This is a genomic window from Neobacillus drentensis, from assembly GCF_036965645.1.
Lineage (GTDB): Bacteria > Bacillota > Bacilli > Bacillales > Cytobacillaceae > Neobacillus > Neobacillus drentensis_D.
The window spans coordinates 42,598-55,457 of record NZ_JBALPZ010000089.1 but is presented as its reverse complement, the minus strand read 5'-3'; the positions used below and the strand labels follow the sequence as shown (position 1 = coordinate 55,457).

Sequence of the window (12,860 nt, the reverse complement as noted above, 5' to 3'; positions counted from 1 at the left end):
AAAAAGGGACAGGATTAGGTTTTATGGTTAGTAAAAAAATAATCAAACATCACTTTGGTGAAGTCATGATCATGAGTGAACCGAACAAAGGAACAACAATCAAGGTGATTTTACCTATTACAGGAATAAATTCTGAATGAAAATGAGCATGAGTAAAAAACGTTAATTTTAATAAAGGAATAGATCATAAAAACTAGAAACAGATAATGAGAATTTTTTTAGTGAATTTTGTAATAAAATTTCTTTCCATAGCAAGGAAAAGAAAATAAAAATATATTAAAATATAAAATAATTCTATTTTTCACTTATAATAGAATTAGTAAATTAGTTTAAAGGAGAATACATAGTCAATTTTGAAAGGGGATACATATCATTGAATGCAAAATATCTAGATTTACTGGCCCAAAAATATGATAGTGCAGAAAAAGTAGTAACAGAAATCATTAACCTCGAAGCCATTCTAAATCTACCAAAAGGGACTGAACATTTTGTCAGTGATTTACATGGTGAGTATCAAGCCTTTCAACATGTGTTAAGAAACGGTTCTGGGAAGGTAAAAGAGAAAATCAATGACCTGTTTCAATATATCTTAACGGAAAACCAAAGAAATGAATTTGCCACATTAATTTATTATCCAGAAGAAAAACTTCAGTTAATCAAAAATCATTTTTATAATGAACTAGAATTAAATCAATGGTATACAGAAATGATCGAGCGGATGATTATGCTTATCTCTTATGCCTCTTCTAAATATACTCGCTCTAAGGTACGGAAAGCTTTACCGAATCCGTTTGTCTATATCATTGAAGAGCTACTTTACAAAAAGAATGATTCCACCAATAAGGATGATTATTATTCAAAAATTGTCCAGCAAATTATCTCACTAGGACAGGCTGATAAGCTGATCATAGGGCTTGCCTATACGACTCAGAGATTAGTGGTTGACCATCTTCATGTTGTGGGTGATATTTACGATCGGGGACCCGAGCCTGATAAAATTATGGAAACATTGATCGGTTACCACTCAGTAGATATTCAGTGGGGAAACCATGATGTCCTATGGCTGGGTGCGTTTGCTGGATCAAAGGTATGTCTGGCTAATATTATTCGGATTTGTGCGAGATACGACAATTTGGATATTATTGAAGACGTTTATGGAATCAATCTTAGACCATTACTGAATCTTGCGGAAAAGTACTATGAAGACAATCCAGCTTTTAGACCGAAAGTCCATTCCGATAAAAAACTATCAGAACATGAACGACTGCAGATTACAAAAATTCATCAAGCGATCGCCATGATTCAATTCAAACTGGAGATCCCGATTATCAAGAGGCGCCCGTATTTTAATATGTCAGAAAGACTGCTGCTTGAGAAAATTGATTATGAAAAGAACGAAATAACCATCCATGGGAACACCTACACGCTAGAAAATAGTTGCTTTGCTACCGTGAATCCAAAGCAGCCTGACCAATTATTAGAAGAAGAAAAACAAGTGATAGAAAAATTGTTATTTTCCGTTCAGCATTCCGAAAAGCTGGCTAGACATATGAATTTCCTTATGAAAAAAGGCAGTCTTTATTTGAAATATAACGGAAACTTGTTAATTCATGGTTGTATTCCTTTAGACGAAGAAGGAAATATGGAAAAAATGGCCATAGAAAATAAAACCTATGCCGGCCGTGAATTACTTGACACGTTTGAATGTTATTTACGATATGCTTTTGAACACCAGGAAATGACGGATGACCTGGCAACTGATATGGTTTGGTATTTATGGACTGGTGAATATTCATCTCTATTCGGAAAAAGAGAGATGACCACCTTTGAAAGGTACTTTATAAAGGATAAGCAAGCGCATAAAGAGGGAAAGAATCCTTACTATTATTTACGTGAGAAGGAAGAAATTTGCAAAAAACTATTGGCTGAATTTGATCTCGACCCAGAGCAGGGCCATATTATCAATGGCCATACTCCAGTAAAAGAAATTGAGGGAGAGAATCCAATCAAAGCAAATGGAAGAATGATTGTCATCGATGGCGGGTTCTCAAAACCCTATCAATCGGTAACAGGTATAGCAGGCTACACTTTACTATATAATTCCTACGGGATGCAATTGGTTGCTCATAAACAGTTTCATTCCAAAGAAGATGTCTTATGTGACGGAACGGATGTATTATCTGTCAAAAGAGTAGTGGATAAAGAACTGGTGAGAAAAAAGGTAAGAGAAACGAATATTGGTACAGAACTATTACAGGAAATTTCCATTTTAAATAGTTTGAGGGAATATCGGTATATGAATTAACCAAGAAGGAATACAAGTAAAGCACAGCGTTAGTTAAATAATGCGCTAAAAGGCTTCAGCTCTTTACACCATGGGCTGAGGCCTTTTTGTCGTTTTTGACGATGCCTAGTATACTTGTTCATCCATTTTCGGAAGATAAATAAATCGTTAGTTCATAGGCGGAAGATTTGAATGTTACTCAAATATAATTTAAACTTAAGTTAAGTAACATTGAAGGGACAATGATTCTTGTGGAAACAGTGGATGCACTTAGAGATTTAGAACAAATAAATTCCTTGAAAAATTACCTTAAAGAACATTCATACAGGGATTATTTATTGTTTGTTTTTGGAATAAATACAGGGCTTAAAATCTCTGAACTGCTTTTGATTAAGGTAAAGGAGCTTTTTAATAGTGATGGTGAAATAAAGGATTTTTATCATTACTCTGAAATAGAGAGTGAAAGGAGGAAGTCCGTATATTTAAACAAGAAAGTGAAAGAAGCGGTTAAGTCATACTTAGAACAGGTCAACATCGAACAACAAATATATTTATTCCAATCTCGTAAGTTTAACCAACCGATTACACGACAACAAGCCTATCGAATCATCCATGAAGCAGCTGTGAAGGTAGGCATAGAAGGCAAGATAGGGACAAATTCACTGGCAAAGACCTTTGGATTTCATGCGTTCAAACAAGGTGTCTCAATTGCACTCTTACAAAAGCACTTTAACCATTCTACTCCATCGGAGACACTGAAATTTTTAGGAATAACAAAAGAAGAATTGATTACCACTCAGATTGATGTCAATTTATGAGTTCATAAAATCCACTGGAGGAATGTATAGAGCTAAATATGATTAGTAAATGGAAGAGAGGAAATAAAGATGACGACAAACAAAATACATAAAGCTAATAAACTAAAATTGATCCTGCGGGGATTAATGGTCATTATCGGGGGATTTATTGCTGCCTACGGATTAGAAACGGTCCTCATCCCAAATAACGTATCTGATGGGGGCGTGACGGGTCTTAGTATTGTTGGTTCAAAACTTTTTGAGTTACCATTAGGAGTCCTTATTGCTGTTATAAACATTCCCTTTATTTGGTTAGGGTATCAACAAATTGGAAAAAGTTTCGCCTTTTTTTCAGTTATTGGAATTGTTTCACTAGCGATTGGAACAAGCCTCTTGCATCATACCCCTGCGATTATTGAGGGGGATACTTTGTTAATTACAGTGGTTGGCGGTATTATCCTTGGATTTGGGATGGGGTTAGCCTTACGAAATGGCGGTGCATTAGATGGAATTGATATGCTGGCCGTACTCCTTTCTCGAAAATTACCGTTTGGTACAAGTGATCTCATTCTTTTCTTAAACATTTTTGTATTTATTTTCGTTTCCATCGCATTTGGTTTACAAGGGGCGATTCTTTCGGCAATTGCTTACTACATTGCTTCGAAAGTCATTCACATTGTGGAAGAAGGTTTAAGCGGCTCTAAAACCTTTCATATTATCACCACTCAGCCAGAAATAATGATTGAGACCATCCGCGATCGTTTAGGTCGAAGTGCAACGTATAAAGAAGCGTATGGCGGCTTTTCCAATGAAAAATTTAAAGAAATCACCTGTGTGATCAACCGTTTAGAAGAAACCAAGCTAAAGGAAATCATCAATGAGCTGGATCCAAAATCCTTTGTTACCGTTTATGATGTAGCAGAGGTGAAGGGCGGTAATTTTAGAAAGCATAATATTCATTAGATGAGTGAGTATTAACCATTTTACAGGTGGTAATGTTAAAATTTGAGGATATTTTAGGTAAGAGATGAAAAAAGTGCATCAAATGGTTTATTCTAAACAAATTTATTAGAATTTGTATAGCAAAATGGAATCCAGCACTTTTTTTCTGTATTATTTAATAGGAGAGCAGTCATGGGGTGAAAAAATGCACCCCCTTCGTGAGACTAAGAATATCTTTTTAAAAGAAATAAATTTAGAAAAGGTGATAACATGAGTGAATTATCCGAATTCGTATCCCTAAATCATGATAACAATGTCGAGGAATTAAAAGAACTGCTTCGGATTCCAAGCATCAGTTCCTTATCTGAGCATAAAGAGGACATTCAACAAGCAGCTTCATGGATTGCCAATAAATTAGAAAGCATTGGGATGGAACATGTTGAAATCGTCCAGACGGAAGGTCATCCAATTATCTATGCAGACTATCTTCATCAGGAAAATGCCCCAACAGTCTTAGTTTACGGCCATTATGACGTACAGCCTGTTGATCCTGTTCATTTATGGGAAACGCCTCCGTTTGAACCTACGATCCGTGATGAAAAGATCTTTGCCAGAGGGGCAACCGACGACAAAGGGCAGACGTTCTTACATATAAAAGCCGTGGAAGCACTAATGAAATTAGAAGGTAACTTACCAGTCAACGTTAAATTTTGCATCGAAGGAGAAGAAGAAATCGGAAGTCCTCATCTTCCGCCATTTTTATCCGAAAATAAAGAGAAATTATCCTGTGATGTAGTGATTATTTCTGACTCTGATATGTGGGATAGAGGTGTCCCAGCCATCACCTATTCCTTAAGAGGTCTATGTGCACTAGAATTTTCCCTTAAAACGGCTAATTCTGATTTGCATTCGGGCATGTTTGGCGGAGGAGTCCAGAATGCCAACCATCTTTTGGTACAGCTTCTTTCTACCTTGCATGATGCAACCGGAAAAGTGAATGTCGACCATTTTTATGATGATGTCGTGCTACTGACGGAATTTGAAAAGGAACAAATCAAAGCATTAGGTTTCGACGAAGAAAAGCTAAAAAAATCGTTAGGCTTGTCGGAATTTACAGGAGGGGAAAACAATTTTCCTTACCCTGAGAGAATCAGTTCCCGGCCAACCTTAGAAATCAACGGCCTATGGGGCGGTTTCCAGGGGGAAGGAACCAAAACTGTGATTCCGAACGAGGCACATGCCAAAATCACTTGCCGTCTTGTCCATAATCAAAACCCTGAAAAGATTCAGCAATTAATTAAAAAGCATTTGGAAGAACACGCACCAAAAGGATGCACGGTGAACGTGTCTTTACAAGATACGGGCAATCCATTTTTAACGCCAATCGACAGTCCGATGATCCAAAAAGCAGCGGAATCCTATGAAAACGTTTATGGAAAAGCACCAGTATACAAAAGAGAAGGCGGTTCGATTCCGATTGTTTCGGACTTTAACCAATCCCTAAATGCGCCTGTTGTCTTAATGGGATTCGGTTTGCCAGATGAAAATCTTCATGCACCAAACGAACACTTTAACTTGGAAAACTTCGATAAAGGCATTCTAACTATTTGTTCCTTTTTCGAACTTCTTAATAAGTAAAATGGTGCCTGTCACCACCTGCCGGTGGTGACAGGCTTTTTATTCGATTCAGGTGTTTGAAATGGAAGTTGTGTGTGTAGTATCGTATACACGAGGAGTGATCGTATGAACGAAACGATTAAATTATTAAGAAATCATCGCTCAGTTAGGGATTTTGACATTGAAAAAGATGTGAGCGAAGCCCAGATCGAAACGATTATCGAGGCGGCTTTGGCTGGTCCGAATTGGATTAATGGCCAGCAAGTAAGCGTGATCGAAGTGAGGGAGTCTGAAAGGAAAGCCGCGTTGGCGAAAGCAGCAGGCAATCAAAGGTGGATTGAGGAGGCACCCGTTTTACTTGTGTTTTGCATCGATTTTTATCGGGCGAAGCTGGCAGCTGAAAAAAATGGGGCTGATTTTAGAATCGTTGAGGACTTAGAAGCGATTATGATTGGTTCAACAGATGTTGGAATCGCGCTAGGAAGTGCGGTCATCGCAGCTGAATCGATGGGACTCGGGATCGTTCCAATCGGAGGATTAAGAAGAAATCCACAAACCTTTGTTGATGTTTTGAAGCTTCCGGAATATGTTTTTCCCATTTCAGGTTTGGTCATTGGCCATCCACGAAACGTACCCGAACAAAAACCAAGGCTGCCACTTAAGGCAACCCTCCTGAAAGAACAATATGATCCGAAGATTCAAATGGAAATCATCGACCAATACGATCAAACCATTTCATCCTATATGGCTGAACGGACCAAAGGAAAAGATTCTAGTAATTGGTCAAGTAAAATCGCCCATTTCTATGATACTGGTTTTGAACAATACGAAAAAAACTCCAGTCCTACAGTTAAAAAGCAAAGATTTCAATACAAGTAGAAAAAGTGTCTCTTAACCATAATCACATTATGTTAACTATATTATATGGAATAAACCAAGTTATGTATTGTGGGCAGATAAAGCAGCCTGGAGCAGAAATCAACAGCAAAACTTGCAATTAAAGAACTTTTTTAGTGGTGTCCCAAAAATGGGGCACCTTTTTGTCTATAATGTAGTTATTCATATTATTTTACAAAAACTAGAAGGAAATAACATTTTCCTACAGAAAACATTTAATGAAGATTTGATTCAATAAAAGAGCATTTGACACCAGTTAAGAGGGAGGACACTTTTTTGAATATTATTCTTGGCTACTGGCTAGATTCGGCCGCCTATCCAGACGCACTCGGTAACAAAGAGGCATCCGTTGGTAAAGTAGTGACAGGTTTTAACGGGTTGGTCGGCATTTTGGAGACACAATTAGGACTCACCTCACCTAGAAAATCAGAAAATATAAGGATATCAGAGTGGCAGGAGCTAATTGGCAAATTGGATACTGGAAAAAAGCTATTCTCTCATTCTTTCAAGACGGACTCATGGAATACGGCAAGAGAATTACTGCGCCGGCGTGATGAATTAGTGTTAGCAGGCTGGGACCCTGCCGTTCATGTGGGAGGAAGCAAATGGATCGATACACTCGCACAATTGGAACTGGCAAGTCCCAATAAAACCTGGGGGTTCCCTGACCGGCTTCGCGCACTGATGAAGCGGCTAAAAGAACAGGGACAGCTCCATATTGACACCATCACGATTGTCGACGAAGACGAAACACTGTGGGATCCATGGTCAATGGAACTGGTTAGTCTTTTAAAAAAACAGGGAGTCCAAGTTTTTAAAGAACCGGTGAGTGTAGAACAACCAATCCCACAAAATCGGTCATCCGATTTATCCCTGCTACAATCGGTGTTAGCAGGAGAAACAGCAGCTAAAGAGGCGCAAGGGGATGGAAGCTTACTGCTCGTTCGCTCGGAACAGGAATGGGATGCTGCCGACTATTTTATCAGCTGGATGCAGGAAAAAGGAACAGAAGATACAGTATTAATTAAAGGGGAAGGCGCATTGTTCCTTGATGAGATGCTGCATAGACGCGGTATCCCAGCTGTTGGTGTCGATACTCCTTCGAAATGGCGTGCAGTGCTTCAAGTATTGCCGTTAACCATTGATACATATTGGAAACCATTGAGAGTCGATCGAATGATGGAATTGTTAACCATTCCGGGTTCTCCTATACCGGGAAAAATCAGATATAAATTGGCCAATGAGCTAGCGGCTTTTCCAGGGATTGGCGGCGCAAATTGGCTCCAGGCGATCGAGTCAGGAATACGGGATTATGAGGAATTATGGGCAGCCGAAGCAATAGAGCAACAAGAGCTGAAAAAGCGCCGGAAAAATCTAGAAGACAAGCTCGACTTATGGGTTCATCATGATTATTACGAGCCGAATGAAGGAATTCCATTTGAAACACTTGTCCAAATCTGTCAAAAGGTTGCTCAATGGGCTGCAGTCCAATATCAGTTGACCAATGATCTCATGTATACGCAGGCCGTTCAGGTGGCACAGGAGGTCATCGAGGGAATCAAAACACTTAGTGTGAGTCAAGTAACTCATTTACAAGTCGCCCGTATCCTGGATTCGGTCTTAGGAGAAGGAGCCACCTTGTTCAATTACCGTCAAGAGGCATCGAAATGTCAGGTCGTCTCTCATCCAGGACAAATTTGGGGACATGCCGGCACGATTCTTTGGTGGGGGTTTCATAAAAATACGGCTGGACCAAGCATCCGAACTTGGACCTCTAAGGAGAGGGCGTGGCTGCACGATCATGGATTCCACTTAACCGAAGATGATATATCCCGCCGCAGGGAAGCGGCTTCCTGGCAGCGGGCCGCCCGATTGGCCAATAAAAGGCTGATCCTGTTTGCACCTAGCAAGGTAAAAGGGGCAGAAATACCACTTCACCCACTTTGGGATGAAATTCGCTATGCCGTGGCGAGAAACACCAGGACGGAAAAAAAGATCACTATCGAGGCAGCTGAACTTCGGAAATACCCGGTCCATCCTCCATTTGGAGAAACAGGTGAACGGGTAAAGTTATCCGAAAGCAGCATCCCAGAACCGATCCGAACATGGCGGGTGCCTGAAAATATTGTCCTGCGTCGTCAAGAAGAATCGGCAACAAGTTTTGAGTCACTAATTGGTTGTCCGTTAAAATGGACCTTTCGCTATGCGGCAAACGTTAGACCAGGGAATGTTCTCTCCATTCCTAATGAATCGATCATGCTTGGAAATCTTGGGCACTATGTCCTGGAGCAATTAATTACGGAAAAATTGAGCTGGACAGAGGATGAAGTAAGACTGCGTGCAGGGGAATTGTACGATCAGTTGACCCCCATGTTAGCAGCTCCTTTGTTAGAACCTAAAAATGCTGTGCGCCGCAATGAAACCAGATTGAGTTTGCAGAAATCGCTGCAGAAATTTTTCAGAGTTGTAAATCAAGCAGGTATTCAGATTGAGCATACCGAGCTGGAATTGCAAAAGACCTGGAACTCCGAGGTTGAATTTAAAGGAAGATTAGACCTGGTGGGAAAAACCCAGAATGGGAACAAGATTCTGCTTGATGCGAAATGGTCGAAACGTCCAAAAAATTATAAAGCGAAGCTTGAAAATTTATCCGTCCAGCTGGCTCTTTATCATTGGCTTTTATCGGATCAAGAGAATGAAGAGCTCCCAGTTGCTTATTTTATGCTAAGCACAGGGGATTTCTTCAGCAGACCGCATGATGATTTTCCAACTGATTACCATGTAATCGGGCCATCACTCCTTGAATCTTTTGAGGTTCTCCGAAAAGCGGTAGAGGATGTCTCTTCGCAGCTCTTAAAAGGGACGGTAATGGCACCTGGTGTTCCAATAAAAGCAAACAAGATAGGAGAAATCCCAGATGGTCAGGAGCAAAACGAGGATCCATTTGTTTCCACGATTGATCCACCATGTTCATTTTGCGAATATCATCATCTTTGTGGGCTAAGGAGAGTGCCGAAATGAGCGGAAAGTTAAAAATGTTAAGTGCTGGTGCGGGAGCAGGGAAAACCTACAGTCTAACCGAAGAAATATACAAATCAATCAAAAGCGGCGTTCCGCCAGAAAATATCATGGCGACCACGTTTACCACGAAGGCAGCAGATGAACTCATTGAGCGGGTTCGGCTAAAGCTGCTAGAAGCCGGTGACGCCTCAGCCGCTGCCCGGATTTTGGATGGGTATGTCGGGACCATGAATAGTGTGTTTGGCCGGCTATTACGTGAATTCGCTTTGGAAATGGGGCTTTCTCCCGTACAAAAAGTGTTGGCAGACAAAGAGGCTAAGACACTCTTTTCCACGATTGCGGCGGAAGTGATCGAAAAGTTTTACCGTGACTTTCGGCTCGTATTTATCCGTCTTGGCATTAATGACCCATCTGACAAGAGCGGGAATTATTGGGGAAATCAAGTCCTTGAGGTTTTAAAACTGGCAAGGGAAAATGGGATGAGTGCGGCAGATGTTCAAAGCTGTGCTGACTTTTCTTGGGAAATCATGTCCGCTTGGCTCCCAGAGTCCCTAAACAATCCGGATCAGCTGGATGCGGGTTTAAAATCTTCGTTAATCGCTGCAAAAAAAGAGCTGCCGGGTGGAGATACGACCAAGAAAACGTTGGACGCTGCAGAGACGATTCAATTGGCGCTGGCGGATTGGGAGCGCCACGGAGCCGTCACTTGGCAGCAATGGGCGAAGCTAAGTAAACTTGATTCAGGTAAAAAAAGCCGTGATACAATCTCGCCGGTACAGGCTGCTGCCTCTGTCCATGACTGTCATCCCAGGCTGCATCAAGACCTGAAAGATGCAATGAATGCTGTGTTTCATTGTGCTGCAGAAGCAATGGAAACCTATGCGATTGAAAAACGGAAACGCGGTTTGATTGATTTTACCGACCAGGAATCGCTGGCCCTTAAATTAATCAAGGATGAGCAAAACATAGAGGGTTTAAAAGACCGGATTTCAGCTGTATTTATCGACGAATTTCAGGATTCGAGCCCGCTTCAAATTGCCTTAAACATGCAGCTTCGTGAAATTGCCGAAAGTGCCACCTGGGTGGGAGACGTCAAGCAGGCGGTCTATGGCTTTAGGGGAACCGATCCTGAATTAATGCAAACCGCAATGACCAGCATTCCGGATTTAGAAATCGAAATCCTGGATGCATCGTATCGTTCACGCAAGTCGTTGGTCGAATTTGTGAACAAGATTTTCGTTCCTGTTTTTGAAGCAAGGGGAATGATGGCTGAACGAATTACGCTGGATCCAAAACGGGAGGACAGGCCGGAGCAAACACTGGCAGTGGAAGCATGGTCCTATTTGAATTCAAAAAACAAAAAGACGGACGCTGCCCATTTAGCACGGGGTGTCCAAACCGTTTTACGCAATCAAGAGCAATATATCATTGTAGACAAAATGACGCGTGAGCCTCGTTCACTAAGAGCGGGCGATATCGCGATTCTCTGCCGGTCCAATGACGAGTGTGTAGAAATCGCAGAGTATCTAGCGAAAGTCGGCATCACCGCAACAGTGGGTGAAGTGGGTTTGCTATCAGCTCCTGAAGTAGTGTATGCAGTGGCCGCATTACGTTATTTAATCGACCCAAGGGATTCACTCGCATTAGCTGAATTACTCCACTTCTCCTCGGACACATGGGGAGAGGGGCGATGGCTGAGTGAGTGGCTTCAGTCGGACAAGCGATTCGAAACCTTTGGGACAGAGCCATTTATTCAAGAATTGAATAAGGCCCGGGAAAAAATAGTCCAAATGAGCCCTTCTGAAGTTTTAGACTTAGCTTTGGTCACGGCAAAGGTAGACGAAACAGCCTTAAAATGGGGCCAGCCAAATCAACGCTTGGCTAACTTGGATGGCCTGCGCAAGTTAGCGGCTGTTTATGAAGAATCAGCAGCCACAAACGGCACTGCTGCAACCACGACGGGATTTCTCTTATTCCTGTCAGAATCAGAAAAGGATAAAGATTTAAATCAAGTGGCAGAATCCACTGATCAAAACGCAGTACGAGTACTAACCTATCATAAGGCAAAAGGGTTAGAGTGGCCGTTTGTTATCTTAAATTCACTTGATAAGTCATCAAAGAGAAAAAAGCTCCCAGTTTTTGATAAGGTAACAGCTGTGAGTACTTCCAAGTTTGATGTGGAAAATCCGCTAAATGGACGCAAACTCTATTACTGGCCATGGCCATACGGTCAGCAATCGAGTAATGTCAGCTTGGATGCTCATTGTGAAGATGCCTCTCAGCTTCAGGAGAGGGAACAGCAGCTTTTAGACGAAAATCAACGTCTGATGTATGTAGGCATGACGCGTGCCAGAGACTATCTTGTTTTAGCGGCCCGTGATTTTTCAAAAGCGGGATGGCTGCAGGAATTGACTGATACCAAAGGCCGGCAAGTCATTGCAAGTATTGGTGTGGCAGAAGGTACACAGGATGATGTGCCGCACAACAACAGAATAGGGAGCATGATGATAAATGGCGAACATTTACCTTGTAAGGTAAGAGTGTTATCCCTAGAGGAACAAGAAGAATTTTCAATGGTTCATGAGTCGTCGCTTGTACATGTTTTTGTTGGTAAAACAGAAGTGGCTGCCCCATTCGTACCTGCTCGATTTAGTCCAAGCGGCCTGAAGGGTGATGAAGTTATTGATGTTGATGACAAAGGTCTTTTCTCTCCTGCTGAAACGGAGACAGATGTGACAAAAATTCATCGCATTGGCAGCCGCCTCCCATTGTCCGGCAATCCTGACATGGCATTGCTTGGGGATATGGTTCATGCCTTTTTAGCGGCAGATATCCGGACGAATACTAAGGAAGAGCGTTTAAACATGGCCGGGGCTATAAGGCATAGATATGATATTCATGCACTAACAGAAGCTTCCATGGTGGATGCCTCCGAGCGTTTGGCTCTGTTTATCACAGAGCAGTATCCGGATCTTGTTTCTACACATCACGAATGGCCCATTCATCTGCGAAAGGGACTTCAAAAAGCTTCGGGCTGGATTGATTTGCTGCTGGATACACCAAAAGGCTGGGTCATCATTGACCATAAGTCCTTCCCAGGAAAAGAAGCCGACTGGTTAAAGCGTGGAACCAGCTACCTTCCCCAGTTAAGAGCCTATGCGGAGGCCTTATCGAAAGCAACAGGACGGCCTGTCTATGAGGCTTGGATACATATGCCAGTGATAGGGGCAATGATCCATTTTACAGAGGATGATTTACGTTTTTTCATTCCCGATAGTGGAATCCTTCCTTAAGAAATGTGA

General features: G+C 41.6%; 8 protein-coding genes. All 8 read left to right on the top strand.

Annotation, left to right across the window (positions count from 1 at the left end; translation table 11 throughout):
• The coding region (locus V7266_RS17535; RefSeq protein WP_335469491.1) for an ATP-binding protein at nucleotides 1-140 on the top strand (140 nt) is incomplete at its 5' end.
• Nucleotides 141-373: 233 nt separating this feature from the next.
• On the top strand, nucleotides 374-2,305 hold the full coding sequence (locus tag V7266_RS17530) for a fructose-1,6-bisphosphatase (RefSeq protein WP_335469487.1): 1,932 nt from the start codon (nucleotides 374-376) through the stop codon (nucleotides 2,303-2,305).
• A 230-nt stretch (nucleotides 2,306-2,535) separates the two neighbouring features.
• Nucleotides 2,536-3,102: a tyrosine-type recombinase/integrase gene (locus V7266_RS17525; RefSeq protein WP_335469489.1), complete on the top strand. Its 567-nt coding sequence runs from the start codon at nucleotides 2,536-2,538 to the stop codon at nucleotides 3,100-3,102.
• Between the two features lie 69 nt (nucleotides 3,103-3,171).
• Nucleotides 3,172-4,044 (top strand): YitT family protein, encoded by an 873-nt coding sequence (locus V7266_RS17520; protein WP_335469485.1) that lies wholly within the window; start codon nucleotides 3,172-3,174, stop codon nucleotides 4,042-4,044.
• Nucleotides 4,045-4,293: 249 nt separating this feature from the next.
• The gene (locus tag V7266_RS17515) at nucleotides 4,294-5,661 is read left to right on the top strand and encodes a dipeptidase (RefSeq protein WP_335469483.1); all 1,368 of its coding nucleotides are present in this window, start codon (nucleotides 4,294-4,296) and stop codon (nucleotides 5,659-5,661) included.
• Between the two features lie 105 nt (nucleotides 5,662-5,766).
• Nucleotides 5,767-6,519: an NADPH-dependent oxidoreductase gene (locus V7266_RS17510; protein WP_335469481.1), complete on the top strand. Its 753-nt coding sequence runs from the start codon at nucleotides 5,767-5,769 to the stop codon at nucleotides 6,517-6,519.
• A gap of 294 nt (nucleotides 6,520-6,813) precedes the next feature.
• Nucleotides 6,814-9,558 (top strand): PD-(D/E)XK nuclease family protein, encoded by a 2,745-nt coding sequence (locus V7266_RS17505; RefSeq protein ID WP_335469478.1) that lies wholly within the window; start codon nucleotides 6,814-6,816, stop codon nucleotides 9,556-9,558.
• On the top strand, nucleotides 9,555-12,851 hold the full coding sequence (locus V7266_RS17500) for a UvrD-helicase domain-containing protein (protein WP_335469475.1): 3,297 nt from the start codon (nucleotides 9,555-9,557) through the stop codon (nucleotides 12,849-12,851). The genes V7266_RS17505 and V7266_RS17500 overlap by 4 nt, the downstream gene beginning before the upstream one ends.
• Nucleotides 12,852-12,860 lie beyond the last annotated feature (9 nt).

What these genes read in the sequence shown, in the direction of transcription:
- V7266_RS17510 (WP_335469481.1), top strand. Translation starts at nt 5,767, where the DNA reads ATGAACGAAACGATTAAATTATTAAGAAATCATCGCTCAGTTAGGGAT.
- V7266_RS17500 (WP_335469475.1), top strand. Translation starts at nt 9,555, where the DNA reads ATGAGCGGAAAGTTAAAAATGTTAAGTGCTGGTGCGGGAGCAGGGAAA.
- V7266_RS17520 (WP_335469485.1), top strand. Translation starts at nt 3,172, where the DNA reads ATGACGACAAACAAAATACATAAAGCTAATAAACTAAAATTGATCCTG.
- V7266_RS17515 (WP_335469483.1), top strand. Translation starts at nt 4,294, where the DNA reads ATGAGTGAATTATCCGAATTCGTATCCCTAAATCATGATAACAATGTC.